The organism is Escherichia sp. KTE96 (assembly GCF_000408525.1).
Lineage (GTDB): Bacteria > Pseudomonadota > Gammaproteobacteria > Enterobacterales > Enterobacteriaceae > Escherichia > Escherichia marmotae.
On the sequence record NZ_KE137146.1, the window covers coordinates 66,377 to 92,420 of the forward strand.

At 49.6% G+C, this 26,044-nt stretch carries 27 protein-coding genes, 3 tRNA genes and 1 riboswitch; of the genes, 19 read left to right on the forward strand and 11 right to left on the reverse strand.

All coding sequences use genetic code 11. The annotated features are described in order from the left end of the window. Positions 1–94 precede the first annotated feature (94 nt). A complete protein-coding gene (gene amn / locus A1WG_RS20830) occupies positions 95–1,549 on the forward strand; it encodes an AMP nucleosidase (protein ID WP_001516584.1) in 1,455 nt (484 codons plus the stop codon). A 92-nt stretch (positions 1,550–1,641) separates the two neighbouring features. Here the strand turns inward: amn and A1WG_RS20825 are convergent. Together A1WG_RS20825 and yeeO are read right to left on the reverse strand one after the other, a co-directional pair. Next, positions 1,642–1,717, reverse strand: a tRNA-Asn gene (locus tag A1WG_RS20825). Between the two features lie 100 nt (positions 1,718–1,817). Then, positions 1,818–3,293: a toxic metabolite efflux MATE transporter YeeO gene (yeeO, locus tag A1WG_RS20820; RefSeq protein ID WP_077627720.1), complete on the reverse strand. Its 1,476-nt coding sequence runs from the start codon at positions 3,291–3,293 to the stop codon at positions 1,818–1,820. A 160-nt stretch (positions 3,294–3,453) separates the two neighbouring features. Here yeeO and A1WG_RS20815 point away from each other — a divergent pair. Next, positions 3,454–3,529 (forward strand) — tRNA-Asn (locus A1WG_RS20815). A gap of 37 nt (positions 3,530–3,566) precedes the next feature. Here the strand turns inward: A1WG_RS20815 and cbl are convergent. After that, a complete protein-coding gene (gene cbl / locus A1WG_RS20810; protein ID WP_001516586.1) occupies positions 3,567–4,517 on the reverse strand; it encodes an HTH-type transcriptional regulator Cbl in 951 nt (316 codons plus the stop codon). A gap of 100 nt (positions 4,518–4,617) precedes the next feature. After that, a complete protein-coding gene (gene nac, locus A1WG_RS20805) occupies positions 4,618–5,535 on the reverse strand; it encodes a nitrogen assimilation transcriptional regulator NAC (RefSeq protein ID WP_001011486.1) in 918 nt (305 codons plus the stop codon). Between the two features lie 323 nt (positions 5,536–5,858). Between nac and A1WG_RS20800 the strand changes: the two genes are divergently transcribed. Further along, positions 5,859–5,934, forward strand: a tRNA-Asn gene (locus A1WG_RS20800). A 56-nt stretch (positions 5,935–5,990) separates the two neighbouring features. Here the strand turns inward: A1WG_RS20800 and ldtA are convergent. The 7 genes from ldtA to pduF all read right to left on the reverse strand — a co-directional run bounded on the left by ldtA (position 5,991) and on the right by pduF (position 12,353). Beyond that, entirely contained in the window at positions 5,991–6,926 is a 936-nt protein-coding gene (gene ldtA / locus A1WG_RS20795) for a L,D-transpeptidase (protein ID WP_001516587.1), read from the reverse strand. Between the two features lie 61 nt (positions 6,927–6,987). Then, a complete protein-coding gene (cobT, locus tag A1WG_RS20790) occupies positions 6,988–8,067 on the reverse strand; it encodes a nicotinate-nucleotide--dimethylbenzimidazole phosphoribosyltransferase (RefSeq protein WP_001194240.1) in 1,080 nt (359 codons plus the stop codon). 24 nt (positions 8,068–8,091) lie between these two features. After that, the gene (gene cobS, locus A1WG_RS20785; RefSeq protein WP_001516588.1) at positions 8,092–8,835 is read right to left on the reverse strand and encodes an adenosylcobinamide-GDP ribazoletransferase; all 744 of its coding nucleotides are present in this window, start codon (positions 8,833–8,835) and stop codon (positions 8,092–8,094) included. Further along, a complete protein-coding gene (gene cobU / locus A1WG_RS20780; RefSeq protein ID WP_000973182.1) occupies positions 8,832–9,377 on the reverse strand; it encodes a bifunctional adenosylcobinamide kinase/adenosylcobinamide-phosphate guanylyltransferase in 546 nt (181 codons plus the stop codon). The genes cobS and cobU overlap by 4 nt, the downstream gene beginning before the upstream one ends. Positions 9,378–9,510: 133 nt before the next feature. Further along, positions 9,511–9,945, reverse strand: a complete 435-nt coding sequence (locus tag A1WG_RS20775; RefSeq protein ID WP_001516590.1) for a hypothetical protein — start codon at positions 9,943–9,945, stop codon at positions 9,511–9,513. A 217-nt stretch (positions 9,946–10,162) separates the two neighbouring features. Continuing rightward, a riboswitch (cobalamin riboswitch) is annotated at positions 10,163–10,338 on the reverse strand. A gap of 88 nt (positions 10,339–10,426) precedes the next feature. Continuing rightward, a complete protein-coding gene (gene pocR, locus A1WG_RS20770) occupies positions 10,427–11,341 on the reverse strand; it encodes a transcriptional regulator PocR (protein WP_000622053.1) in 915 nt (304 codons plus the stop codon). Between the two features lie 202 nt (positions 11,342–11,543). Then, positions 11,544–12,353, reverse strand: coding sequence for a propanediol diffusion facilitator PduF (pduF, locus tag A1WG_RS20765; protein WP_001516591.1), 810 nt, complete (start codon positions 12,351–12,353; stop codon positions 11,544–11,546). 512 nt (positions 12,354–12,865) lie between these two features. Here pduF and pduA point away from each other — a divergent pair. Genes pduA through A1WG_RS20685 form a run of 16 tightly spaced genes read left to right on the forward strand, consistent with a single transcriptional unit; the run spans position 12,866 to position 26,042 of the window. Continuing rightward, a complete protein-coding gene (gene pduA, locus A1WG_RS20760) occupies positions 12,866–13,150 on the forward strand; it encodes a propanediol utilization microcompartment protein PduA (protein WP_001183614.1) in 285 nt (94 codons plus the stop codon). Then, complete coding sequence (gene pduB, locus A1WG_RS20755; RefSeq protein WP_000097486.1) at positions 13,147–13,959, forward strand: propanediol utilization microcompartment protein PduB; 813 nt, start codon at positions 13,147–13,149, stop codon at positions 13,957–13,959. The genes pduA and pduB overlap by 4 nt, the downstream gene beginning before the upstream one ends. Positions 13,960–13,977: 18 nt before the next feature. Then, positions 13,978–15,642 carry a propanediol dehydratase large subunit PduC gene (gene pduC, locus A1WG_RS20750; protein ID WP_001256922.1) on the forward strand — a complete coding sequence of 555 codons (1,665 nt, stop codon included), beginning with the start codon at positions 13,978–13,980 and terminating at the stop codon, positions 15,640–15,642. A 9-nt stretch (positions 15,643–15,651) separates the two neighbouring features. Continuing rightward, positions 15,652–16,320, forward strand: a complete 669-nt coding sequence (locus A1WG_RS20745) for a propanediol/glycerol family dehydratase medium subunit (RefSeq protein WP_000405038.1) — start codon at positions 15,652–15,654, stop codon at positions 16,318–16,320. A 14-nt stretch (positions 16,321–16,334) separates the two neighbouring features. Next, positions 16,335–16,853 carry a propanediol dehydratase small subunit PduE gene (gene pduE, locus A1WG_RS20740; RefSeq protein ID WP_001516592.1) on the forward strand — a complete coding sequence of 173 codons (519 nt, stop codon included), beginning with the start codon at positions 16,335–16,337 and terminating at the stop codon, positions 16,851–16,853. A 9-nt stretch (positions 16,854–16,862) separates the two neighbouring features. Then, positions 16,863–18,695, forward strand: a complete 1,833-nt coding sequence (locus A1WG_RS20735; protein WP_001516593.1) for a diol dehydratase reactivase subunit alpha — start codon at positions 16,863–16,865, stop codon at positions 18,693–18,695. Continuing rightward, positions 18,685–19,035, forward strand: a complete 351-nt coding sequence (locus tag A1WG_RS20730; RefSeq protein ID WP_000444065.1) for a glycerol dehydratase reactivase beta/small subunit family protein — start codon at positions 18,685–18,687, stop codon at positions 19,033–19,035. The genes A1WG_RS20735 and A1WG_RS20730 overlap by 11 nt, the downstream gene beginning before the upstream one ends. Before the next feature lie 19 nt (positions 19,036–19,054). Further along, positions 19,055–19,330: a propanediol utilization microcompartment protein PduJ gene (pduJ, locus tag A1WG_RS20725; RefSeq protein ID WP_001516594.1), complete on the forward strand. Its 276-nt coding sequence runs from the start codon at positions 19,055–19,057 to the stop codon at positions 19,328–19,330. Positions 19,331–19,353: 23 nt separating this feature from the next. Beyond that, the gene (locus A1WG_RS20720; protein ID WP_001516595.1) at positions 19,354–19,776 is read left to right on the forward strand and encodes a BMC domain-containing protein; all 423 of its coding nucleotides are present in this window, start codon (positions 19,354–19,356) and stop codon (positions 19,774–19,776) included. A gap of 2 nt (positions 19,777–19,778) precedes the next feature. Beyond that, the gene (locus A1WG_RS20715; RefSeq protein WP_000361033.1) at positions 19,779–20,411 is read left to right on the forward strand and encodes a phosphate propanoyltransferase; all 633 of its coding nucleotides are present in this window, start codon (positions 19,779–19,781) and stop codon (positions 20,409–20,411) included. Continuing rightward, positions 20,408–20,899 carry a microcompartment protein PduM gene (gene pduM, locus A1WG_RS20710; protein WP_001516596.1) on the forward strand — a complete coding sequence of 164 codons (492 nt, stop codon included), beginning with the start codon at positions 20,408–20,410 and terminating at the stop codon, positions 20,897–20,899. Before A1WG_RS20715 ends, pduM begins: the two co-directional genes overlap by 4 nt. Positions 20,900–20,902: 3 nt before the next feature. After that, the gene (locus A1WG_RS20705; RefSeq protein WP_000549830.1) at positions 20,903–21,178 is read left to right on the forward strand and encodes a EutN/CcmL family microcompartment protein; all 276 of its coding nucleotides are present in this window, start codon (positions 20,903–20,905) and stop codon (positions 21,176–21,178) included. An 11-nt stretch (positions 21,179–21,189) separates the two neighbouring features. Beyond that, a complete protein-coding gene (gene pduO, locus A1WG_RS20700) occupies positions 21,190–22,197 on the forward strand; it encodes a two-domain cob(I)yrinic acid a,c-diamide adenosyltransferase PduO (RefSeq protein WP_001516597.1) in 1,008 nt (335 codons plus the stop codon). After that, the gene (gene pduP / locus A1WG_RS20695; protein WP_001516598.1) at positions 22,194–23,579 is read left to right on the forward strand and encodes a CoA-acylating propionaldehyde dehydrogenase PduP; all 1,386 of its coding nucleotides are present in this window, start codon (positions 22,194–22,196) and stop codon (positions 23,577–23,579) included. Before pduO ends, pduP begins: the two co-directional genes overlap by 4 nt. Before the next feature lie 10 nt (positions 23,580–23,589). Next, positions 23,590–24,702, forward strand: a complete 1,113-nt coding sequence (locus A1WG_RS20690) for a 1-propanol dehydrogenase PduQ (protein ID WP_001516599.1) — start codon at positions 23,590–23,592, stop codon at positions 24,700–24,702. Then, positions 24,699–26,042 carry a 4Fe-4S dicluster domain-containing protein gene (locus A1WG_RS20685; RefSeq protein WP_001516600.1) on the forward strand — a complete coding sequence of 448 codons (1,344 nt, stop codon included), beginning with the start codon at positions 24,699–24,701 and terminating at the stop codon, positions 26,040–26,042. Before A1WG_RS20690 ends, A1WG_RS20685 begins: the two co-directional genes overlap by 4 nt. Positions 26,043–26,044 lie beyond the last annotated feature (2 nt).

The window sequence follows — 26,044 nt, forward strand, 5'->3', positions numbered from 1 at the left end:
GCGAAGATCATTCGATCTTCGCCTTCCACTTTTGTTTCACATTCCTGTGACATACTATCGGAAACGCGGTAATTGTATGGAACAGGAGACACACATGAATAATAAGGGCTCCGGTCTGACCCCAGCTCAGGCACTGGATAAACTCGACGCGCTGTATGAGCAATCTGTAGTCGCTTTACGCAATGCCATTGGCAAATATATTAAAAGTGGCGAATTGCCTGATGAAAACGCCCGCAAACAAGGTCTTTTTGTCTATCCATCACTGACCGTGACCTGGGACGGCAGCACAACCAATCCCCCCAAAACACGCGCTTTCGGTCGCTTTACTCACGCTGGCAGCTATACCACCACCATCACACGCCCTGCTCTCTTTCGTTCGTATCTCAATGAACAACTTACTTTGTTGTATCAGGATTATGGCGCGCATATCTCCGTGCAACCGTCACAGCATGAAATCCCCTACCCCTATGTCATTGATGGCTCCGAGTTAACGCTTGATCGCTCAATGAGCGCCGGGCTAACGCGTTATTTCCCGACAACAGAGCTGGCACAAATTGGCGATGAAACTGCAGACGGCATTTATCATCCGGCGGAATTTTCTCCGTTATCGCATTTTGATGCACGCCGGGTAGATTTTTCCCTCGCGCGGTTACGCCATTATACCGGCACACCTGTCGAACATTTTCAGCCGTTCGTCTTGTTTACCAACTACACACGTTATGTGGATGAATTCGTTCGTTGGGGATGCAACCAGATCCTTGATCCTGAAAGCCCTTATATTGCACTTTCTTGCGCTGGCGGGAACTGGATCACTGCCGAAACAGAAGCACCTGAAGAAGCAATTTCCGACCTCGCATGGAAAAAACACCAGATGCCCGCCTGGCATTTAATCACTATTGATGGTCAGGGCATCACTCTGGTGAATATTGGCGTGGGGCCGTCAAATGCAAAAACCATCTGTGATCATCTGGCGGTGCTACGTCCGGATGTCTGGTTAATGATTGGTCACTGCGGTGGATTACGTGAAAGCCAGTCTATTGGTGATTATGTACTTGCGCATGCTTATTTACGCGATGACCACGTTCTCGATGCGGTTCTGCCGCCCGATATTCCTATTCCCAGCATTGCTGAAGTGCAACGTGCGCTTTATGACGCGACCAAGCTGGTCAGCGGTAGACCGGGTGAGGAAGTTAAACAGCGGTTACGTACTGGCACTGTGGTAACCACAGATGACAGGAACTGGGAGCTGCGCTACTCGGCTTCTGCACTGCGTTTTAACTTAAGCCGGGCCGTGGCGATTGATATGGAAAGTGCAACCATTGCAGCACAAGGATATCGTTTCCGCGTGCCATACGGGACGCTACTGTGTGTTTCAGATAAGCCGTTGCATGGTGAGATTAAACTTCCCGGCCAGGCTAACCGTTTTTACGAAGGTGCTATTTCCGAGCACCTGCAAATTGGCATTCGGGCGATAGATTTGCTGCGCGCGGAAGGCGATCGACTGCATTCGCGTAAACTGCGAACCTTTAATGAGCCGCCGTTCCGGTAATGAGTTCAGATCCTTTGCGTCAGGAAAAAATGTGAAGGATTTGATAAGTAGCAAAGCAAAAAGCCCGCTATCAAAGCGGGCTTTTCAGAATTTGGCTCCTCTGACTGGACTCGAACCAGTGACATACGGATTAACAGTCCGCCGTTCTACCGACTGAACTACAGAGGAATCGTGAGAACGGGGCGAATATTAACTATGCCCATCCACAATGTCAAAGCCTGTTTTTTAATTTTGAAAGCGTTTGCTGAAATATTCTGCGTTTTGCCGTTTATTCCGACACAACTGGCTTTTTTTCACACTTTTTATGTTCAGCGCGAGGATATTTCCATAGCCAACGCCCGGTCACCATCCGCCAGTAAAACAGCACGGCACGCACGGCCCAGTCGGCAAACATCCCCATCCAGACGCCAACCACGCCCCAGTCAAGCATAATTCCCAGCGCATAACCCACAACCACGCGGCATCCCCACATGCTCAGCATAGAAACCCACATGGCGTAGCGTGCATCACGAGCACCTTTAAAACCAGCAGGTAACACCCATGAGGCGGACCAAATAGGCATAAACAAAGCGTTTAGCCAAATCAGAATCACAACGACATGTTTAACTTGTGGATCCTGGGTATAAAACGACGCCATAACTCCGGCAAAAGGGGCAGTCAACCAGGCTATTGCCGTTAGTCCAATAGTGGACAGCCAGAAAACATGCCGCAACTGAATTTCTGCTTGCGCTATCTGCCCTACCCCCAGTCTTCGACCGGTGATTATTGTGGAGGCTGAACCGAGTGCACTTCCTGGTAAATTGATAAGAGCCGCGATCGAAAAAGCGATAAAGTTCCCGGCAATAACGCTGGTTCCCATCCCGGCGACAAACATTTGTGTTAATAACCGGCCACTGGTAAATAATACAGATTCAACGCTCGCAGGAATACCGATCCCCATTACTTCCCAGATAATGCTGAAATTCAAAGGCTTAAAATAGCTCTTTAACGAGATCCGTAGCGCAGGGTTAAAACCAATCGCCAGTACCCACAAAATTGCAATTGCGCCAATATAACGGGAAATAGTTAATCCCAGCCCAGCCCCGACAAAACCCAATCCCTGCCAGGAAAAAAGACCGTAAATTAATATACCGCTAATAATAATATTAAGAATATTCAGGCTGCCGTTTATAAGCAGCGGTATTTTCGTATTCCCTGCACCGCGAAGTGCCCCACTGCCAATCAAGGTGATAGCCGCCGCAGGATAACTGATTACCGTTAGCTCCAGGTAAGTCAGCGCCAGTGCTTTCACTTCCGTCGAGGCATCACCTGCAACAAATTCGATAATGTGCTCGCCAAAATGATGAATAAGAACAGCCAACAGCACGGCAAACAACGTCATGATTACCAATGATTGCCGTGTCGCTACTCTGGCTCGCCGTCGATCACGTTTACCGAGACTAAATGCCACAACGACAGTAGTACCAAGATCGATAGCGGCAAAAAAGGCCATAATGACCATATTGAAGCTATCAGCCAACCCTACGCCCGCCATCGCATCTTTTCCCAGCCAACTGACCAGAAAAGTGCTCAGGACGCCCATCAACAGGACACAGGCATTCTCCATAAAGATAGGAACAGCAAGCGGAGTTATCTCACGCCAGAACAACACTTTGTAACTCTTGCGTTTTGCGTGCCAGCGAGTGTGGCGTAAAGCAGAGGAGATATTCAAAGCCGACCCTAATTGCAGAAAGTGAAACCACATTTCAAATAATGAGGGAGAATCAGCAAAGCTGCAAAGATTTTCGCTGTCAAATTGTCTGCAAATGCAACAAACTGTTGATAGAAACGGCAAACAGTTAGTTTTTTTAAAAATCGGGTTTGACAAAATATTTTTCGCCGTTAAGATGTGCCCCAACAGCGATTCCTCTGTAGTTCAGTCGGTAGAACGGCGGACTGTTAATCCGTATGTCACTGGTTCGAGTCCAGTCAGAGGAGCCAAATTTCTGAAAAGCCCGCTTTGATAGCGGGCTTTTTGTTATATCTGATAATCAATTACCTCTTCACTCTTTTCCATCACCTGCCGCTTAATATCCTCAACCGACAATCCAGCGTTACACAGTTCCAGAAAGTGCCAGACGTAGTTACGCTGCAGTTGCCCTCGTTTCAGCCCCAACCAGACAGTATTGGCATCGAAAAGATGGCGAGTATCCAGACGAATTAAATTCTCTTCCTCTTGTTCACCGCTGGATTGTTCGGCTACTAATCCGATTCCCAGCCCAAGAGCGACGTAGGTTTTGATGACATCAGAATCCTGGGCGCTCAATACAATATCTGCCAGCAAACCTTTGCGGGTAAATGCATCATCAATACGCGAGCGGCCTGTAATCCCCTGCCGGTAAGTGATCAACGGCCACTTCGCTATTGATTCCAGCGTTAATGGCGTAATTTTTGTTAAAGGATGATTAACAGGAACAAGCAAACTATGATGCCAACGAAACCAGGGGAAGGCGACGAGTTGGAGGTCATTGCTCAAACGCTCACTGGCTATGCCAATATCAGCGCCGCCATTTTGTAGCAATGTGGCAATTTCCTGTGGCGTTCCCTGGATAAGCTCGAGTCGCACTTCCGGGAAAAGTTCGCGAAAGACTTTAATGACATCCGGCAAGCTGTAGCGAGCCTGAGTATGCGTCGTTGCGATAGTGAGTACGCCAGACGTATCGTTGGTAAACAGCTCGGCAAGCCGACGAACATTACTGGCTTCATTCAGAATACGTTCTGCAATAACCAGTAACGCTTTGCCCGGTTCAGTCATGCCAAGAAGCCGTTTGCCCCGACGAATGAATATTTCTATACCAAGTTCATCCTCCAGCTCTCGAATATGACGGCTGACACCAGACTGTGAGGTAAAGAGCATATTCGCGACCTCTGTCAGATTGTAATCCTGACGGGCAGCCTCGCGGATTATCTTTAGCTGTTGGAAATTCACGGTAAACTCCGGGCATATCAGACATCCACTATTGTTAGAGTCTAATGCCCGGCATAACAAATAATAAAAACCTGCATCTTATTCCATTCGGATATAACGTTTAGCTCACCAATTGCCATTGTCTTTTTTCCATAGCTGGATTACTAATCACTGACAACAGAAGCTCTTTCACTGCCTGCGCCTGTGGCGATAAATTCGATCTGGCGGGTAAATTTAATGACAATGAGAGACTCATTGAAGGTGTGGTAATACGTGACATCCAACCGTTAACAGCGTCACATAACGAACGCGCGGCCGATTCCGGTAATACTGCAACGCCCATACCGCTGGCAATCGCGGCGGTAAGTGTGGCGATAGACTCAATTTCACCGATAACTTTAGCTGTGAGTCGCCGTAGGGAAAAAGCCTCATCGACACGAAGTCTTACTGCACTGTAATCGCCGGGAAGGAAGAGGTTCATTTGCGCTATAGCATTAACATCAACGCTTTGCCCAGGACAATCCTGAGTACCGACAAGAAACAGATCTTCTTTTAACAAGGCCTGGCTGGATACGCCTGACACAGGGGAATGCTCGTAAATCACCGCCATATCAAGCTGACGATTAATAAGTTTATCGTTAAGAACAGCACCACTATTTTCATGTAGATAGATAACCACCTCTGGAAATTCGGCGCGAACCGCCTGTAATAAGGGCATGGTGATAGATGACGCGGCGATCCCAGGCGCAAAGCCAATCGAAACTTGACCCGATAATGTCTGTCCTACGTTATGTACCGCCAGTTGGGCCTGTTCACACTGACGTAAAATTGCCCGCGCATGGGTGTAGAGAATTTTTCCGGCGTCTGTCGGTGTAACGCCTCGTTTTGTGCGAATCAAAAGTTGTTGATTCAGCTCTCCTTCCAGCGTAGCAACCTGCTGACTGAGCGCAGGCTGTGCTATATGCAATACTTCAGCAGCCTGGGTCAGGCTACCAATGTCTACAATTTTTACGAAGTATTTCAGGCGTCTAAAGTTCATGGTGCCTCCGGTTTTTTAAAAGTCAGCCCAAGTGCCGACATTACTACAACCAGATTGCAAGATACTTGCCAGTTTCATTTTTCCGCTGGTACTAAAGCTAATAGCCTGTCAAATAAGAGATTATGATTGTTTTGCCCTTGCTCTTTTTTACAGAACAAATGTCCCATGCCCCATGAAAGGGTGATATGCACCACGATGGAACATGATTAAAAAGATTGAAAGTTCATCGCTTTGTTGAAATTGGCAGCAAACGAACAAAAAAATGCATTTCCCCCTTTGACATCCCCAGGCCTCGCCATTAATATTCGCCCCGTTCTCACGATTCCTCTGTAGTTCAGTCGGTAGAACGGCGGACTGTTAATCCGTATGTCACTGGTTCGAGCCCAGTCAGAGGAGCCAAATTTTGAAAAGCCCGCTTTTAACGCGGGCTTTTTGCTATTCACTCGGCAGTTATTTTAAAACCTCTGCCTTGCGCCAAGATTAATTTGCACAGGCATTCCCGAGCGACGTTGCAACGCAGCATTTGCACGGTTTACATCAACTTCTTGCCCGTTGATAAACGCCCGCAAAGAAGGCGTTACCGGCAATGGCACTTTTCTGTCAGACTCATATTCCGCCCGATTGCGCGACAGCGGTTCATGAACTTCCAGCCACTTTGAACCATCCGGTTCCGTTGTGTATTTCACAGGCTGATCAATAATTTGCACACGCGTGCCTACCGGAACATTATCAAACAGATACTTGATATCGTCATTACGCAGACGAATACAGCCCTGACTCACCCGTAGGCCAATACCAAAATTGGCATTAGTACCGTGGATGGCATATAACCTGCCGATATAAATAGCGTACAACCCCATAGGATTATCGGGTCCGGCAGGGACAAACGCGGGCAGACTCTCCCCTCGTTTCGCATATTCGCGGCGAGTGTTGGGAGTTGGCGTCCAGGTTGGCGCTTCTTGTTTTCGTTCAACGGCAGTCACCCAGTTACGCGGGGTTTCACGCCCGGCCTGACCGATCCCGATAGGAAAAACTTCTACAGTATTACTGTCTGGCGGATAGTAATAAAGACGCATCTCAGCAACGTTAACGACTATCCCTTTACGTATAGTGTCGGGTAAAATCAGTTGCTGCGGAATGGTGAGTTGCGAGCCAGACTTCGGCAAGAAAACGTCAACGCCTGGATTCGCTTCCAACATATTACTCAGCCCTTGCCCGTACTGCGCAGCAAAAGTTTCAAGCGGCTGGATATTGCGATCGGGAACCGTAACCGTAAGAGACTGCCCCACTAAACGGCTACCCTCTGGAGGTAGTGGATAAGTTACCGCCAGACTATGATGGCTGGCAAAAAACAGAACAAATGAACAAAGAATATTTACACGACGCATCATATCCCTTTCCTAAGTCGCGAAAGTTATCCAATAAGTATAGCTTTTGTCAGGCTTTCCGTTTTTAGCTGTTCAATCCAGAAGTTGTATTTCCGGGTAGAACAATATTACTGGCAGCAAGTTCGCCCATGCTGCTGTATATCGCACAAGCTGCTTCAACGATGGGCATCGCCAGTGCCGCGCCACTCCCCTCACCTAAGCGCATTTCCATATTGAGATAAGGCTCCATTCCCAAATGCGCCAGCGCAATACGCGCCCCTTTTTCTGCCGATAAGTGAGAAGGAATAAGATAAGGTTTAATAGCGGGTGACATCTGGCAGGCCGCAAGCGCGGCGGCATAAGATAGAAATCCATCCAGCAATACAGGTAAACCACAGGAGGCGGCACCTAACATCACGCCAGCCATTCCGACCAAATCAAACCCACCGACTTTTGCCAGTACATCAACACCATCCAGTGGATTCGGTTGATTCAACGTAATTGCCCGACGGACAACATTCACTTTATTAGCCAGTTTATCTGTTGGCAGGTTTGCACCAATACCCACCACAACTTCAGGATCATGTCCCGTCATAGCGCTAACTATCGCCGCTGCCGGAGTCGTGTTTGCCATCCCCAGTTCGCCCACACCAAACAGCGTTACGCCATTTTTCGCCAGTTCACGCGTATAACGGATGGTTTCCAGAAGCAACTCTTCAGCCTGGCAGCGGCTCATTGCCGGGCCTGAGGCGATGTTGCCACTACCTCGGGCGACACGCATGTTGATAAGTCCGGGGATTGGCTCTGCAGTATCTATCCCCACATCAATCACATGAACTTTAGCACCCGCTTGTGCTGCCAGCACACACACGCCTGTTGTTCCGCGTGTCATATTTTCAGCCTGAATGGCTGTCACCGCTTTCGGGGAAATAGCGACCCCCTCATCCCAGACGCCGTGATCGGCACACATGACCAGTACTGCTTTTTTGCCCACATGAGGTGTGCCATTCAGCCCCGGCATTCCCGCCAGTTGTATGGCAAGCGACTCCAGTCTTCCCAGACTACCGACGGGTTTTAGTAACCCGTCAATATACCGTTGTACGCGCGACATAGCGGCAGAATCGATAGCAGGGATTGTATTCAGTAAATCGACGAGTGTTTGCATGTCACTTCTCCTGGGTTATCTGTCTTACAGCAGCGCCAGCAGGAAAACCAGTTCACCAAGTTCAATGGCCGCTCCCAGCGTATCGCCGGTCTGCCCACCCAGAGTACGTTTGAGAAGCTGACCGAGGATGAAAATCACCACCATCGTCACCACCATAGCAGCAACACCGTGCATACCTGGCAATAATACGGCTGCAAAAATAACGGCTAAACCGAGGGTGACACAGGTTTGTCGTCCATCGATTTTACCAATAAACACATTGCCAAGCCCTTCTTCCCTGGCATAACGATGACGATACATTAATAACGCAGCGGCTCCGCGGCTGACCGCACACGCTGCTGCCAGAGATGCAAGGATCGGCTCACCACGTAATGCCAGCTCGCTTAACACCAGAATCTTTGCCAGCACAACAAAAATCAGTGCCAGACCGCCGTGGGTTCCTAAACGACTATCACGCATGATTTCCAACATGCGATCGCGGCTACGAGCAGAAAATACGCCATCACAGGTATCTGCAAGCCCATCCAGGTGGAATCCTCCGGTCATCAGCGCCAGAACCAGCACACTAAACAATGCCGCCAGCGGCACACCACACCATGCCTGCAACACCATGAAGACCAGTCCGCTAATAGCACCAAGTAATAAACCAATTAAAGGAAAAGTAATAATACCGCGAGAATAATGCTCAAAATCCAGCCCCTGGGACCAACGATGCGGTACAGGCAGACGCGTAATAAAAGAGAGCATCGCCCAAAATAATTTACTCATTTGATTTTTACTCCAATACCCGAAACCACCAGCCATACTTCATCTGCCGCAGCGGCCAGTTGCTGATTCACTCGCCCGGCAATATCACGAAAATGTCGCGCCAGGCGATTCTCCGGCACAATCCCCATTCCCACTTCATTGGTGACTACTACGACTTTTGCAGGGCAACATAGACAGGCGGCAATCAACGACTGAATCTCGTCATTAATCGCCAGCTCCAGCGCCATATAGTCCCATTCGTCAGGGTCTTTATCGCCGCCATATTCAAACAACAGATTAGTCACCATTGTCGTAATGCATTCCAGCAACACGGCGTGTTGCGGATTAATGTCCGCATTAATTAACTCATCAAGCTGTTGCCAGCGTTCCACTGTACGCCAGTGCACCGGGCGGCCTTGTCGATGATGCTCAATTCGTGCCGCCATCTCATCGTCAAGGATTTGCGAAGTGGCGATATACAGAACCTGTGGAGAATTCCCAATAAGCGCCTCAGCGTGCCGGCTTTTCCCGCTCCGTGCTCCACCCGTCACTAAAATCATCATACGGACTCCTGATTCAATTGTATGATGGTATTCATTGACCAGAACAATGGATACACCACCGTGCTGACCGTAATAACATTCCCTCGATTAATACTGCGCGTAATAAAAATAAAAATCCAGTATTCTCAATTCATTACGAATGAGGACGGCATTGTGAGATAGTCTGATTTCCCTGTGAAAACGCCCGACAAAATGCGTCATTAGCAACAGATTCTCTCCATCGACACGTCTCATTCAGATAATTGATTAATGCTACTGCTCCACCGGTCGGACCGGCCAACAAACGGGCATTGTGCTCTGCAATTAAGATTACCGTCGCACCATCAGGATGAGAAAAGCTTTCTGGTATGGATGCCCCGTTTTCAGCAATCAATAACAGCACTGAATAATCGCTATATGCATCTGACAACGATTGTACTGGCCCTCCGTTAAAAGGCAGAAAACCTTGCTGCCAGTCCTCACCAACAAAACAGGTCATTGGCAACATTTCAGCCAGATGTTTAGCCAATTCAATATCGCCAGTGGAGAGGCAAAAAAGTGCTATCGATTCGGGTTTCATCGTTTTCATACCCTCCGTCCTCCGCTTGGTTTCCTGCAATGACGGTCAGGTTGATATACCATAAAAAAAGATTGCTGCGCCTTGAGTGCAGCCCTGATGCCTGTCGGCACTACGATGAATAAACTAAATGATGCCGCCATCCCCTGATCCTTTCAGGGTGGTAGGGGTATAAAGACGCGTCAGTGCTCAAGCAGACGCTTCCGGGCAACCCACTTCCCACCGAAGTTGTTGGTATTGACTGGCAGGCTGGTCTTCTGGCTTAGCGTCATCCTCCCCCACCCTTCCCAATCTCGCGATCAGTGGTATTTTCGGGGTTGTCAGCATTACAGCAGCGGGGGCTGCGAGGGATTTACACCCACTTCCCAGGCACAAATGTGCCAAACCTGTCAGCGTATGTTATGAGCTGATTTCACTTTTCCCATAACACGTAAATAACGTTAATTATTACTGTCGGAATCTATTTAGTCATCCCTCATTTTTTACATTCAATTTATGCTGTTTCCGCTGCTGTATTTTCGCTAATTTGCTGACGATATACCTGTGGTGTTACCTGATACGTCTGACGAAAAACTTTGCAAAAATAACTGGTTTGCGAAAAGCCTAAATTACGCGCAATGCTGGCGATGCTCCAGTCACTATGGCACAGCAACTCGCGGGCGCTGGCCATCCGTTGTTGGTTTACCCACGCATTAAAACCAATCCCATGATATTTCTTGAACAATTTACTGAAGTAATAAGGGCTGAGATAAACATGGGAGGCAACATCTTCCAGGCGCAAATCGTCTGATAAATGCGCATCAATATAGCGTAATGCTTTTTTCATTTTGTTATCGTGGGGATTAGGCGTGCGAGTCTGACGTAGCGGATCCGAATAAGGTTTATTCTCTTTAATAACAACAAAATTGAGTTGTTTTTTGAGGCAGTTTTCCACAATTAACTTCAACAGATCAGCAGAAGCCATAACTCGCGAGTAATCCATCTCCGGGACTTTGCGAAATTCATTAAGTAACTCGGGATCTGCCTGCCAACAATCATCGACATTCAGAATATCGACTAAATCGACATCATCATTACGCAGGCGGACTTGTCCACACAATACAAAGCCGACTAAATGCCCGGCAATCACCAGAGGGATAGAAAAATCGGTTAATCCTGCATGGCAACGATAAATACAAGGTTGATCGGATTTAGAGGCTTCCAGCCCCCCACAACGATCGCTCATGCGGCAGCGTGTGCTAAGCTGAGGATGTCGCCGCATCATCTGACAAAATGAGGTGAAGTTAAACAGCTCGGAAATTTCATCACCGTGGATATTAACCACGACAACCGCAAGGCTGGTCGCCTGCGCAAAATCCTGCGCGATTTTATTAATGAGTTCTGAATTAAGTGTCGCCGCAGAAATCATGATAAAACCTCCCAGTTAATTTATTGTTATGGTAAAACAATTGTTTTACATTTAATCTTCACATCATCCCTAATGATTTACTGACGAGAAGCACAAAGGACAATAACAAAAGCCTCCGTGAGGCGGGAGACTTTTTAATAAGTTCTGAAAGCAGATCACAAACAGTAAAAAAATAAACGTTTATAACCGCTATGTTATTTCACTATTCGATGATGTCTTTAGGCGTAACACTATTGACAGGTAAGTTTTTTGCAATGAGAAAACGATAAATTGCTGCACCAACACATGCCCCAATGATCGGAGCAATAATGGGGACGATGAAATAAGGAATATTACGCCCACCGGTCATCGCTATTTCCCCCCAACCAGCAAGCCAGGTGAAAATTTTTGGCCCGAAATCACGCGCTGGATTCATGGCAAAACCGGTTAATGGTCCAGTAGATGCACCAATAACAGCAACCAGAATGCCAATAAGTAAAGGAGCAAGAGGTCCTTTTGGTACGCCATTGCCGTCATCGGTTAACGCCATAATCAACCCCATCAACATGGACGTAATGACCACTTCAACCAACGCCGCCTGCCATACATTTAACGCGGCAGCCGGATAAGTGCTAAAGATACTGGCGAGTTGCAAACTTTCAGCGCTACCACGAACTATATTGTGAGTAGATTCAAAATCGGTAAACAAGCTGTTGTATAAAAAATACGCCAGAACGGCTCCACCAAAGGCCCCCGCCAATTGTGCCACACAATATGGCAACACTTTACGGGCAGGAAAAGCAGCAAACAACCACAGAGCAATGGTAACCGCTGGGTTCAGATGGGCGCCAGAAATGCCTGCCGTAAGGTAAACAGCAAGTGAAATACCTAACCCCCAAATGATACAAATTTCCCACAGACCCAGACTTGCCCCGGCAAGTTTTAGGGCGCATAAACAACCAATGCCAAAAAAGAGGAACAGTCCGGTGCCCAAAAACTCGGCAACGCATTGCGCCTTGAGTGAATCATTCATAGTGACACCTTCTTTACGGAGTTTGTTTCTTTATCAGTTAATCGTGCACTGATTGTCGTGTATATCGAGCGCAACTATAAAAATTGCGCCGGGGAAAATATTGCCAACATGCATGACCGGCACGCTGAAAAATCGTGTTGATATAGCAAATTATTGTCATTCAAAAAATATTCAACTTAGATACAATCGCTATTGAGCTCGCCAACTCTGCCAGATTTCCACAATAAAAAATTGCCATCCTTATATAATAAAACTTAAACAAATATCACAATTCACTTCCGCAAAGCCCAACCCGACAAAGCATTAGTGCAAATTAAATCTACCGACCAATGCAATTAATTCACATTAAAAAAACCAGAAAACGACCAGTAAATTAATAACATATAGATAATTAAGGCAATTTTATAATATTTACCCTCTATTAATTTTGCTCATCGGATGATTAAGTCAGCCATTCTTTTTTCTCGCTTTTTTTTATAGTCATATCGTCAAAAAATCCAGGCGAGGTCTTTATGCAACAAGAAGCGTTAGGAATGGTTGAAACCAAAGGCTTAACTGCCGCCATAGAGGCCGCAGATGCCATGGTTAAATCGGCAAATGTATTGCTGGTTGGCTACGAAAAAATAGGTTCCGGGCTGGTGACCGTCATCGTTCGTGGTGATGTCGGGGCGGTAAAAGCGGCAACAGACGCAGGTGCCGCCGCCGCACGTAACGTCGGTGAAGTGAAAGCCGTACACGTAATTCCCCGCCCACATACTGATGTCGAAAAAATCTTACCAAAGGGAATTAACCCATGAGCAGCAATGAACTGGTCGAACAGATCATGGCGCAGGTCATCGCTCGCGTAGCGACGCCAGAGCATGAGGTTCTCCCGAAAACCACTCATCAAACACGAGAGACGGCTATGGCAGAAAAAAGCTGCACGTTAACGGAATTTGTTGGCACCGCTATTGGCGACACTGTAGGTCTGGTCATTGCGAATGTTGATAGCGCCCTATTGGACGCGATGAAACTTGAAAAACGCTATCGCTCCATTGGCATTCTGGGCGCGCGTATTGGTGCGGGGCCACACATTATGGCCGCGGATGAAGCAGTAAAAGCCACGAACACTGAAGTTATTAGCATTGAACTTCCTCGCGATACCAAAGGTGGTGCCGGACACGGCTCATTAATCCTCTTAGGTGGCAACGATGTTTCCGACGTGAAACGCGGTATTGAAGTTGCACTGAAAGAACTCGACCGAACCTTTGGCGACGTCTACGCCAATGAAGCCGGACATCTTGAACTGCAATATACCGCTCGCGCCAGCTATGCACTGGAAAAAGCGTTTGGCGCACCACTGGGCCGCGCTTGTGGCGTCATTGTCGGCGCTCCGGCTGCTGTTGGTGTTCTGATGGCCGATACTGCGCTGAAATCCGCCAATGTGGATGTCGTGGCATACAGCTCCCCAGCTCATGGCACCAGCTTCAGTAATGAAGTCATTCTGATTATCTCGGGTGACTCCGGCGCTGTCCGACAGGCGGTCATCTCCGCTCGCGAAATCGGTAAAACCGTGCTTTCGACTCTCGGTGATACACCGAAAAACGATCGCCCTTCCTACATCTGAATTCCATGAGGCAGATTCATGAGATCGAAAAGATTTGAAGCACTGGAAAAACGCCCGGTTAACCAGGATGGTTTCGTTAAAGAGTGGATTGAAGAAGGCTTCATTGCGATGGAAAGCCCGAACGACCCGAAACCATCAATAAAAATTGTTAACGGCATCGTCACCGAGCTGGATGGAAAACCCGCCAGCCAGTTTGACTTGATCGACCACTTTATCGCCCGCTACGGTATCAATCTCGCGCGTGCCGAAGAAGTCATCGCGATGAGCTCGGTCAAACTTGCCAATATGTTGTGCGATCCAAATGTCAAACGTAGCGATATTGTTCCCCTGACCACAGCAATGACGCCCGCCAAAATCGTCGAAGTTGTTTCACAAATGAACGTGGTAGAAATGATGATGGCGATGCAGAAAATGCGCGCCCGTCGCACACCATCGCAACAGGCTCACGTCACCAACGTCAAAGATAACCCGGTGCAAATTGCTGCCGACGCGGCCGAGGGAGCATGGCGCGGGTTTGACGAACAGGAAACCACCGTTGCCGTTGCTCGTTATGCACCTTTCAATGCTATCGCCCTGTTGGTAGGTTCGCAGGTGGGACGCCCTGGCGTCTTAACCCAGTGTTCACTGGAAGAAGCCACTGAACTGAAACTCGGTATGTTAGGCCACACCTGCTACGCCGAAACGATTTCTGTCTACGGTACGGAACCCGTTTTCACCGACGGCGACGATACACCGTGGTCAAAAGGGTTTCTCGCATCATCTTATGCTTCTCGCGGCTTAAAAATGCGTTTTACTTCCGGCTCCGGTTCTGAAGTGCAGATGGGCTATGCGGAAGGAAAATCAATGCTTTATCTTGAGGCACGTTGCATTTACATCACCAAGGCCGCGGGTGTTCAGGGTCTGCAAAACGGTTCCGTAAGCTGCATCGGCGTGCCATCGGCTGTGCCGTCAGGCATCCGTGCAGTACTGGCGGAAAACTTAATTTGCTCATCGTTGGATCTGGAATGCGCCTCCAGTAATGACCAGACCTTTACCCACTCAGATATGCGCCGTACCGCACGTTTCCTGATGCAGTTTCTGCCGGGCACCGACTTTATCTCTTCCGGTTTTTCCGCAGTACCGAACTACGACAACATGTTTGCCGGCTCAAACGAAGATGCCGAAGACTTCGATGATTATAACGTCCTTCAACGTGACCTGAAGGTTGATGGCGGCCTGCGACCGGTGCGCGAAGAAGATGTTATCGCCATCCGCAATAAAGCCGCACGCGCTTTACAGGCTGTCTTTGCAGGTATGGGATTACCGCCCATTACCGATGAAGAAGTCGAAGCAGCGACCTATGCCCACGGTTCGAAAGATATGCCAGAGCGCAACATCGTAGAAGACATAAAGTTTGCCCAGGAAATTATCAATAAAAACCGTAACAGTCTGGAAGTGGTGAAAGCCCTGGCGCAAGGCGGTTTTACCGATGTCGCGCAGGACATGCTCAACATGCAAAAAGCGAAACTGACCGGCGATTATCTCCATACCTCAGCCATTATCGTCGATGACGGACAAGTACTCTCTGCGGTCAATGACGTCAATGATTACGCCGGACCGGCTACGGGTTATCGCCTGCAAGGGGAACGCTGGGAAGAGATCAAAAATATTCCCGGTGCACTTGATCCCAACGAAATTGACTAAGGGTGAGAAATGGAAATTAACGAGAAATTACTTCGTCAGATCATCGAAGACGTGCTGGCAGAAATGCAAACCAGCGACAAGTCCGTTTCATTTCGCGCACCTGTCGCCGCAACTGCCACTTCCGCGCCGGATGGCGGAAAATTTTTGACCGAAATTGGTGAAGCCCAACAAGGTGTTCAGCAAGATGAAGTCATTATTGCTGTAGGCCCGGCTTTTGGCCTGGCGCAGACCGTCAATATTATCGGCATTCCGCATAAAAACATTTTGCGCGAAGTGATTGCCGGTATCGAAGAAGAAGGCATTAAAGCCCGAGTGATTCGCTGCTTTAAATCATCTGATGTCGCATTCGTAGCGGTCGAAGGCGATCGTCTTAGTGGTTCAGGCATTGCTATTGGTATCCAGTCGAAAGGCACCACAGTTATCCACCAGCAAGGGCTTCCTCCCCTGTCTAACCTAGAGCTGTTCCCACAAGCGCCATTGTTGACGCTGGAAACCTATCGCCAGATTGGCAAAAACGCCGCGCGTTATGCGAAGCGTGAGTCTCCACAACCCGTTCCGACCCTCAACGATCAGATGGCGCGACCGAAATACCAGGCCAAATCTGCCATTTTGCATATCAAAGAGACCAGGTACGTGGTCACTGGCAAAAAGCCGCAAGAACTGCGCGTGACGTTTTAACAAAGGAAACCTTCATGAATACCGATGCAATTGAGTCGATGGTCAGGGACGTGTTGAACCGTATGAATAGTCTACAGGATACAACTCCTGTTTCTGCGGCCCCCCACTCATCAACACTGAGCGCCAAAGTGACTGATTACCCGCTGGCAAATAAACACCCAGAATGGGTCAAAACGGCAACCAATAAAACGCTCGACGATTTCACTCTGGAAAATGTACTCAGCGATAAAGTTACCGCCCAGGATATGCGCATAACCCCTGAAACATTGCGTATTCAGGCCGAGATTGCCAAAGATGCTGGTCGTGATCGCCTGGCGGTGAATTTTGAACGTGCTGCCGAACTTACCTCAGTGCCGGATGATCGCATCCTTGAAATCTACAATGCGTTGCGCCCTTATCGTTCGACTAAGCAAGAACTCATTGCCATTGCCGACGATCTTGAACAGCGTTATCAAGCCCAAATTTGCGCTGCATTTGTCCGTGAAGCCGCAGAACTCTATGTCGAGCGTAAAAAACTGAAAGGCGACGATTAAGGACGAACTATGCGCTATATAGCAGGCATTGATATCGGCAATTCATCGACAGAGGTTGCGCTGGCAACGCTCAGTGCGTCTGGAGAATTGTCGTTCGTGAGCAGCGCTCTGGCAGAAACCACCGGAATCAAAGGTACGTTGCGTAACGTACATGGTATTCAGGAGGCGCTCGCACAGGCAACGAAAAAAGTCGGTATCACTGTCAGCGATATTTCGCTTATTCGTATCAACGAAGCAACTCCGGTCATTGGTGATGTAGCGATGGAAACCATTACGGAAACCATCATCACCGAATCAACCATGATCGGCCACAACCCGAAAACGCCAGGCGGAGTAGGTCTGGGAGTGGGACTCACCATCACTCCGCAAGAGTTGTTAACACGCCCGGCGGAAGCACCATACATCCTGGTCGTGTCATCGGCATTTGATTTTGCCGATATCGCGACCATGATAAACGCCTCCGTGCGTGCCGGATATCAACTGACTGGCGTAATTCTGCAACGCGATGATGGCGTGCTGGTCAGTAACCGACTGGAAATCCCTTTACCCATTGTTGATGAAGTCCTCTATATCGAGCGTATTCCACTCGGTATGCTGGCCGCGATTGAAGTTGCCGTTCCCGGGAAAGTTATCGAAACCCTGTCTAACCCGTATGGGATTGCCACTGTTTTTGCCCTCAATGCTGAAGAGACTCAAAACATTGTTCCTGTGGCACGAGCGCTTATCGGCAACCGTTCAGCAGTAGTAGTGAAAACACCGTCTGGTGACGTTAAAGCTCGTTCGATACCCGCCGGAAACATTGAGCTGCTTTCTGCCGGGCGCACAATGCGGGTCGATGTTGCCGCAGGTGCCGACACCATTATGAAAGCGGTCGGTGAGTGCCCAAAACTGGAGAACGTGACGGGCGAACCGGGTACCAACATCGGCGGAATGCTGGAACATGTTCGCCAGACCATGGCGGTGCTGACCAATAAACCCAGCCACGAAATTTTTATTCAGGATTTGCTGGCGATAGATACGTCTGTTCCGGTCAGCGTAACCGGTGGTCTGGCTGGAGAATTTTCACTGGAACAGGCAGTGGGTATCGCCTCAATGGTGAAATCAGACCGCCTGCAAATGGCGATGATCGCCAGTGAAATTAAGCAAAAACTGCATATTGATGTTCAGGTCGGAGGCGCAGAAGCAGAAGCCGCAATTCAGGGAGCATTAACTACCCCGGGGACAACGCGCCCTCTGGCAATTCTGGACTTAGGCGCCGGTTCTACCGATGCCTCCATCATCAATCAGAAAGGGGAAATGATTGCCACTCACCTTGCAGGAGCAGGCGACATGGTGACGATGATTATCGCCCGAGAACTGGGCTTAAATGATCGTTATCTGGCTGAAGAAATCAAAAAGTACCCGTTGGCAAAAGTAGAAAGCCTGTTCCATTTACGCCATGAAGACGGCAGCGTTCAGTTCTTCCCTACTCCGCTATCCCCTCATGTCTTTGCCCGCGTTTGTGTGGTGAAACCCGACGAGCTGGTGCCGATTCCCGGCGATTTAACACTGGAAAAAGTGCGTGCCGTTCGTCGCAGTGCGAAAGAGCGCGTCTTCGTAACAAACGCTCTGCGTGCGTTACGTCAGGTAAGCCCAGGTGGAAATATTCGCAACATTCCATTCGTCGTGCTGGTGGGCGGCTCTTCGCTGGATTTTGAAGTACCACAGTTAGTCACCGATGCGTTGGCGCATTATCGACTGGTCGCCGGGCGGGGGAATATCCGTGGCAACGAAGGACCGCGCAATGCGGTAGCTACCGGGCTACTCATCGCCTGGCGCAAGGAGTCGGCTTATGGAAAGTAAAGGACGAGCCCCCGCCATTGTCGTCATGGTAATCGGTGCTTACACCAACGCATGGGATGAGGTGCTTTTCGGTATTGAAGAAGAGGGGATCCCCTTTAGCATTCAACAAATCCCGTCAGGTGAGGTGATCGATAGCGCCTGGCAGGCCGCTCGTCAGTCCCCCCTGTTGGTTGGCATAGCCTGCGACCGGGAAAAACTAATTGTACATTACAAAAATTTACCGGCATCAGCACCGTTGTTTACGCTGATGTATCAACAAGATAACTATGCCCGGCGTAGCATCGGCAATAACGCCGCCCGCCTGGTCAAAGGCATTCCCTTCAGGGAATACCACCCATAATCCACAGGAGAAATGCTGTATGAATAACGCACTAGGACTGGTTGAAACAAAAGGGTTAGTTGGCGCAATTGAAGCCGCGGATGCCATGGTTAAATCCGCCAACGTGCAACTGGTTGGCTATGAAAAGATTGGTTCGGGTCTGATTACGGTGATGGTCCGCGGCGATGTCGGCGCAGTAAAAGCCGCCGTTGATGCGGGGAGCGCAGCAGCAAGCGCCGTTGGTAAAGTGAAATCCTGCCATGTCATTCCACGACCGCACAGCGATGTTGAGGCCATTTTACCTAAATCTGCATAACCCCATTCGCTAAGGAGCACAGCGTGAAGCAATCACTGGGATTACTTGAAGTCAGTGGTCTGGCACTCGCCATCAGTTGCGCGGACGCTATGGCTAAGGCCGCGTCCATCACGCTGGTTGGCCTTGAGAAGACCAATGGTTCGGGCTGGACTCTCATCAAAATTATCGGTGACGTCGCCTCGATTAATGCAGCGATCGCAACAGGCGTCAGTTTCGCCAGACAGCGAAATGGTCTTGTCGCGCACAAAGTGATTGCCCGACCTGGAGAAGGAATACTGCCCCGCACAACAGAAGCATTGGATGCGACAGTCGAAGCAAGCGAAACACCTGCAACAACAGTCGCCGCAGAAATTATCAGTTGTAATTTGTGTCTTGACCCGGCGTGCCAACGGCAAAAAGGTGAACCCCGTTCACTTTGCCTGCATTCCGATAAGCGAGGGGGGTAGTAATGGATAAACAAACCTTGCAGGAGGCTGTTAGCCTGGTCCTGGATGAGATGCGCGAGCGCCCTATCCCTCTGGGCGTCTCCAGTCGTCACATTCATCTTTCAACGGCGGATTATGTGCGCCTTTTTCCTGAACAACCGATCAGCGAGAAAAAGTCGTTATTACAACCTGGTCAGTTCGCTGCTGAACAGGTTGTTACGCTGGTGGGACCAAAAGGCAAATTACACAACGTTCGCTTGTTGGGGCCATTACGTAACTCAAGTCAGGTGGAGATTTCCCGGACTGACGCCAGAACGTTAGGGATCGCCGCTCCGCTACGCATGTCTGGCGATCTCAGCGACACACCGGGAATTCGTCTGATAAGCCCTTTTGCAGAGCTGGAAATCGCTTCTGGCGTTATTGTCGCGCAACGGCATATTCATATGTCTCCGCTTGATGCCCTGATTTATGGCGTTACACATGGTGATAAGGTGGCGGTCGCCATTGAAGGGGATGAGCGACGACTGATATTCGATAACGTTGCCGTTCGCGTCTCACCGGATATGCGTCTTGAAATGCATATAGATACCGACGAAGCCAACGCCGCAGGCGCTGATAATCCTGACGTTTTTGCCACGCTGGTGTCGGTGCCATGAATAACGTGCTGATGCAACACATTGTTGACGAAGTGATTTTTCGCCTGAAACAGCGTGCGGGAAAAACACTCGCGCTAACTGTTTCGCAACTGCGAGAAGCCAGCGTTCACGAGATAGTTCATCAGTATGCATCGTTACAAATTCAATATGTCGATCTGCCGTTGTTGCGACAACTCGCGGAAAACGAAACGTCAGATCGTGCAGCAATCCACATTCACGAGGCGTTAGCCTGGGGAATGCACATTCAATTGTCGTTGCAGAATCATTTTCTGAACGCCATCAAATTAAAGTCACTCGCCCGTCTACCGTTAACCTGGTGCGACGAACAAGGGCAACCGGTCTACCTTCATCGTGGTCGACTTTTAAGTTATGTCGACATAGCGCAGTTATGCACGGGAATACTGGTGCTGCAACGGAAATGTTGTGTGACCGCTCTTGCGCGTGAAGCGGCAATTACCCGAAACATTCAGTTAATCAGGCAGGAGTAACCCATGCATCTGGCTCGAGTCACTGGCGCGGTGGTATCCACGCAAAAATCACCTTCTCTGGTCGGGAAAAAACTGCTGTTGGTTCGCCGGGTCAGCGCTGACGGTGAACTGCCTCTCACGCCATTAACCGGTGACGAAGTTGCCGTTGATTCAGTCGGTGCTGGCGTCGGTGAGTTGGTACTCCTCAGCAGCGGTTCCAGCGCCAGACATGTGTTTTCCGGACCTAACGAAGCCATCGACCTGGCAGTGGTTGGCATTGTCGATACGCTTTCGCGCTAAGGAGTTGAAAGATGGCGATTTATACCAGAACAGGCGATTCAGGAAATACGTCCCTATTTACCGGGCAACGTGTCAGCAAAACTCATCTACGTGTCGAAGCCTATGGCACGCTGGATGAACTGAACGCGACACTCAGTCTGTGTTATTGCGCCACCACCATCGAAAGTCATCGCATCTTACTGGAAGCCATTCAGCAACAGATATTCTGGTTTAGTGCCGAGCTCGCCAGTGAAAGCGAACAGCCATCAGCGCAGCAACGTTACATCAGTACGGAAGAAATCGCCGCGCTGGAAAAAGCGATCGACAGTGCAATGAACGCGGTTCCTCCAGTTCGCAGCTTCATTCTACCTGGTCGTTGTGAAGCCGCAAGCCGCATGCATTTCGCCCGCACAGTGGCTCGCAGGGCCGAAAGACGTCTGGTTGAACTGACAACGGAAGCCACCGTTCGCCATGTTTTACTGCACTACATCAACCGGCTTTCCGATTGCCTGTATGCCCTCGCCCGCGTGGAAGACAATGTTGCTCATCAGAACCTGATGATTCAGGAAATAACAAAACGTTATCACGAAGCTAACCACACTCCAGCATTGAAGGAACGCACGATGCCGCTCACTTTTCAGGATCTTCATCAGCTCATTCGTAGCGCGGCAATGCGCGCAGATGAACTGCATATTCCCGTAGTCATTAGCATCGTTGATGCCAACGGTACGGAAAGCGTTACCTGGCGGATGCCTGATGCGCTGCTGGTTAGCAGTGAACTGGCACCGAAAAAAGCCTGGACCGCCGTGGCGATGAAAACGGCAACACACAAGCTTGCTGACGCCGTGCAACCCGGAGCGCCGCTTTACGGACTCGAAAGCCATATGCAAGGCAAAGTTGTCACTTTTGGTGGCGGTTTCCCCCTCTGGCGTGACGGAATATTGCTTGGAGGGCTTGGTATCAGCGGCGGTAGCGTTGAACAAGACATGGATATTGCACAAACCGCAATGGCAGCAATTAACGCAGGAGCAAACCTATGAATACCACTGAATTAGAAACGACTATCCGCAATATCCTGCGCGAACAAATGATGCCCACTGCGTCACAAACGCAAAGAAATGGTATTTTCCAGACTGTCGATGACGCCGTCTGCGCTGCACACCAGGCCTTTTTGCGCTTTCAACAGTGCCCACTTAAAACCCGCAGTGCCATTATCAACGCCATTCGCGAAGAATTATCCCCCCGCCTTACCGAACTGGCAGAAGAGAGCGCTATCGAAACGGGGATGGGAAATAAAGAAGATAAGTATCTAAAAAACAAAGCGGCTCTCGATAACACACCTGGAATTGAAGACTTAACCACCACTGCGCTAACCGGTGATGGTGGCATGGTTTTATTTGAATACTCTCCGTTTGGGGTTATTGGCTCAGTCACGCCAAGTACCAATCCAACGGAAACCATCATTAACAACAGCATCAGCATGTTGGCTGCAGGCAATAGTGTCTGTTTCAGTCCTCACCCGGGAGCCAAAAACGTATCGCTGAAACTGATCGCCATAATCGAAGACATCGCGTTTCGCTGTAGTGGCATTCATAACCTTATCGTTACCGTGTCTGAACCAACCTTTGCCGCCACCGAACAGATGATGACGCACCCTAAAATCGTCGTTCTGGCAATTACTGGCGGTCCAGGTATCGTCGCGATGGGGATGAAAAGTGGCAAGAAAGTGATTGGTGCCGGTGCGGGTAACCCGCCCTGCATCGTCGATGAAACGGCGGATATTGTGAAAGCCGCCGAAGACATCATCAACGGCGCTTCATTCGATTACAACCTGCCGTGTATCGCTGAAAAAAGCCTGATAGTCGTTGAATCAGTAGCAGATTACCTAATCCAACAGATGCAAAGTTTTGGCGCTTTTCTTCTTAACCGGGAACAAACTGACCAATTGCGTGCTATTTGCCTTCCTGGCAATGTTGCCAACAAAAAGCTGGTGGGTAAAAGTCCTTCAGCCATGCTGGAAGCAGCGGGAATTCCTTTACCGCAGAAAGCCCCTCGATTACTAATTGCTATTGTCGACGCCGATGATAGCTGGGTTACCTGCGAACAACTGATGCCAATGTTGCCCATTGTAAAAGTTAATGATTTTGATAGCGCCCTCACCCTGGCGCTGAAAGTGGAAGACAGCTTGCACCACACGGCAATTATGCACTCGCAGAATGTCTCTCGGCTCAACCTTGCCGCGCGCGTTATGCAAACCTCCATCTTTGTCAAAAACGGCCCCTCCTGGGCAGGCATTGGCGTCGGCGGTGAAGGCTTTACGACCTTCACCATTGCTACACCGACCGGAGAGGGGACAACGTCAGCACGGACTTTTGCCCGCTCACGACGCTGCGTGTTGACCACTGGTTTTTCCATTCGCTAGAGAAACGGAAATGAATACTTTTTCACTGCAGACGCGTTTATACAGCGGACCAGGAAGTCTTAAAGTGCTTAGCCGTTTCACCAATAAGCACATCTGGATTATTTGCGACGCCTTTCTGGCACGCTCACCACTGATTGACACGTTGCGCCAGGCGCTGCCTGACAGCAACCGCCTCAGTATTTTTAGCGAAATAACACCCGACCCAACTATCCAGACCGTGGTAAAAGGCATTGCACAAATGCAGACTTTACGCCCGGATGTGGTTATCGGTTTTGGCGGCGGCTCTGCGCTGGACGCCGCAAAAGCGATTGTCTGGTTTAGTCGCCAGTGTGCTATTGAGATTGACACCTGCGTAGCCATTCCCACCACCAGCGGCACCGGCTCAGAAGTGACCAGCGCCTGTGTCATCAGCGATCCAGAGAAAGGGATTAAATATCCCCTTTTCGATAATGCACTTTATCCGGATATTGCAGTCCTCGATCCCTCGCTGGTCGTCAGCGTGCCTCCCGCGATAACTGCCAATACCGGAATGGATGTTTTAACCCATGCGCTAGAAGCCTATGTTTCTCCACGCGCCAGTGATTTCTCGGATGCTCTGGTCGAAAAAGCCGTGCAAATTGTTTTTCACTACCTGCCTACAGCAGTGAATAAAGGCGATTGTCTTGCTACTCGCGGCAAAATGCATAATGCCTCGACGCTTGCCGGAATGGCCTTTAGCCAGGCTGGGCTTGGGTTAAATCATGCAATTGCCCATCAACTCGGCGGGCAGTTTCATCTGCCACACGGCCTGGCGAATGCTCTCCTGCTCACGGCGGTTATCCGCTTTAATGCTGGCGATCCGCGCGCCGCCAAACGCTACGTCCGGCTGGCAAAAACGTGTCATTTATGCCCTGATAACGCCAATGACACCGCCAGCCTGAATGCACTCATTCAACATATTGAACAGCTTAAAAAAGCCTGTGCAATACCGACTCTCGCTAATGCACTGAAAGAAAAAAAAGCAGAATGGTCAGCACGTCTTCCAGATATGGTTCAGGCCGTGCTGGCGGATGCAACATTGCGTACCAACCCACGAGCGGCTGATGCCTCCGCTATTGAGGAACTGCTTGAGGAGTTGTTATGAACGTCGAGTTAACGTCCTGTGACAGTCAGACGATCCGTGAGCGAGTTCAGGCAGCCGGGGTTGTGGGTGCTGGCGGCGCAGGCTTTCCAACACATATCAAGCTGCAGGCGTGTGTTGACACTTTCCTGGTAAATGCCGCGGAATGCGAACCAATGTTGAAAGTGGACCAGCAGTTAATGGCACAACAAGCCAGCCGCCTGCTGCGCGGTGTTCACTATGCGATGAAAGCCACCGGGGCTGCTAGCGGAATCATCGCGCTGAAAGAGAAGTATCAACCCGCAATAAAAGCACTTACACCATTACTTCCAACGGATATCCGCCTGCATATTTTGCCCGACGTTTATCCCGCTGGGGATGAGGTGCTGACCATCTGGATGGCAACAGGTCGTCGCGTTCCACCCGCCGCGTTGCCCGTTAGCGTCGGCGTGGTGGTGAATAACGTCCAGACCGTGCTGAATATTGCCAGAGCCGTTGAGCAACAGTATCCGGTAACGCGCCGCACGTTAACCGTTAATGGTGCAGTTGCTAAACCAGTAACAGTGACCGTTCCCATCGGAATGTCTTTACGCGAGGTACTGGCGCTGGCGGGAGGCGCTACGGTAGATAATCCCGGTTTTATCAATGGCGGGCCGATGATGGGGAGTTTGATCCCATCGCTCGATACGCCAGTCAGCAAAACCACCGGCGGCTTGCTGGTCTTACCCAACTCTCATTCACTGATCCAACGTCGAATGCAGGATGATCGCAACGTACTTGCCGTCGCGAAAACCGTTTGTGAACAATGCCGCTTATGTACCGATCTCTGTCCACGTCATTTAATCGGTCACGAACTGTCACCACATTTGTTAGTACGTGCGGTTAACTACCAACAGCTCGCTACACCGCAACTGTTACTGACAGCACTCACCTGTTCGGAGTGCAACGTCTGTGCCAGCGTCGCCTGCCCGGTAGGTATTTCACCAATGCGCATAAATCGCCTGCTTAAGCAGGAATTACGCGCTAAAAATCTCCGCTACGAAGGCACCTTAAACCCTGCGGATGTCATGGCAAATTATCGACTGATTCCCGTAAAACGGCTGGTAACCAGACTGGGATTAGCACCGTGGTATCAGGATGCGCCATGGTCTGAACACGTGCCACAGCCCGAAAAAGTGACGCTATTGTTACGCCAGCACATCGGAGCCAGCGCAATTGCGTGTGTCCAAAAAGGCGATCGTGTCGTTCGTGGGCAATGTGTAGGCCAAATTCCACACGGCACATTAGGTGCCCCCATTCATGCCAGTATTGATGGCACGATCAGTGATGTGACAGAAAACGCGATTACGGTTGTGAGAGGTTAACC

Bases quoted from the DNA above. Each gene is read 5' to 3' on its own strand.
- A1WG_RS20730 (WP_000444065.1), top strand. From the start codon at position 18,685: ATGGAAAGTAAAGGACGAGCCCCCGCCATTGTCGTCATGGTAATCGGT.
- cobT (WP_001194240.1), bottom strand. From the start codon at position 8,067: ATGCAAACACTCGTCGATTTACTGAATACAATCCCTGCTATCGATTCT.
- A1WG_RS20705 (WP_000549830.1), top strand. From the start codon at position 20,903: ATGCATCTGGCTCGAGTCACTGGCGCGGTGGTATCCACGCAAAAATCA.
- pduJ (WP_001516594.1), top strand. From the start codon at position 19,055: ATGAATAACGCACTAGGACTGGTTGAAACAAAAGGGTTAGTTGGCGCA.
- pduP (WP_001516598.1), top strand. From the start codon at position 22,194: ATGAATACCACTGAATTAGAAACGACTATCCGCAATATCCTGCGCGAA.
- pocR (WP_000622053.1), bottom strand. From the start codon at position 11,341: ATGATTTCTGCGGCGACACTTAATTCAGAACTCATTAATAAAATCGCG.
- pduC (WP_001256922.1), top strand. From the start codon at position 13,978: ATGAGATCGAAAAGATTTGAAGCACTGGAAAAACGCCCGGTTAACCAG.
- A1WG_RS20745 (WP_000405038.1), top strand. From the start codon at position 15,652: ATGGAAATTAACGAGAAATTACTTCGTCAGATCATCGAAGACGTGCTG.
- A1WG_RS20775 (WP_001516590.1), bottom strand. From the start codon at position 9,945: ATGAAAACGATGAAACCCGAATCGATAGCACTTTTTTGCCTCTCCACT.
- yeeO (WP_077627720.1), bottom strand. From the start codon at position 3,293: ATGTGGTTTCACTTTCTGCAATTAGGGTCGGCTTTGAATATCTCCTCT.
- A1WG_RS20685 (WP_001516600.1), top strand. From the start codon at position 24,699: ATGAACGTCGAGTTAACGTCCTGTGACAGTCAGACGATCCGTGAGCGA.
- pduO (WP_001516597.1), top strand. From the start codon at position 21,190: ATGGCGATTTATACCAGAACAGGCGATTCAGGAAATACGTCCCTATTT.
- A1WG_RS20690 (WP_001516599.1), top strand. From the start codon at position 23,590: ATGAATACTTTTTCACTGCAGACGCGTTTATACAGCGGACCAGGAAGT.
- amn (WP_001516584.1), top strand. From the start codon at position 95: ATGAATAATAAGGGCTCCGGTCTGACCCCAGCTCAGGCACTGGATAAA.
- nac (WP_001011486.1), bottom strand. From the start codon at position 5,535: ATGAACTTTAGACGCCTGAAATACTTCGTAAAAATTGTAGACATTGGT.
- cobS (WP_001516588.1), bottom strand. From the start codon at position 8,835: ATGAGTAAATTATTTTGGGCGATGCTCTCTTTTATTACGCGTCTGCCT.
- A1WG_RS20715 (WP_000361033.1), top strand. From the start codon at position 19,779: ATGGATAAACAAACCTTGCAGGAGGCTGTTAGCCTGGTCCTGGATGAG.
- pduA (WP_001183614.1), top strand. From the start codon at position 12,866: ATGCAACAAGAAGCGTTAGGAATGGTTGAAACCAAAGGCTTAACTGCC.
- cobU (WP_000973182.1), bottom strand. From the start codon at position 9,377: ATGATGATTTTAGTGACGGGTGGAGCACGGAGCGGGAAAAGCCGGCAC.
- pduB (WP_000097486.1), top strand. From the start codon at position 13,147: ATGAGCAGCAATGAACTGGTCGAACAGATCATGGCGCAGGTCATCGCT.
- pduE (WP_001516592.1), top strand. From the start codon at position 16,335: ATGAATACCGATGCAATTGAGTCGATGGTCAGGGACGTGTTGAACCGT.
- pduM (WP_001516596.1), top strand. From the start codon at position 20,408: ATGAATAACGTGCTGATGCAACACATTGTTGACGAAGTGATTTTTCGC.
- A1WG_RS20735 (WP_001516593.1), top strand. From the start codon at position 16,863: ATGCGCTATATAGCAGGCATTGATATCGGCAATTCATCGACAGAGGTT.
- ldtA (WP_001516587.1), bottom strand. From the start codon at position 6,926: ATGATGCGTCGTGTAAATATTCTTTGTTCATTTGTTCTGTTTTTTGCC.
- pduF (WP_001516591.1), bottom strand. From the start codon at position 12,353: ATGAATGATTCACTCAAGGCGCAATGCGTTGCCGAGTTTTTGGGCACC.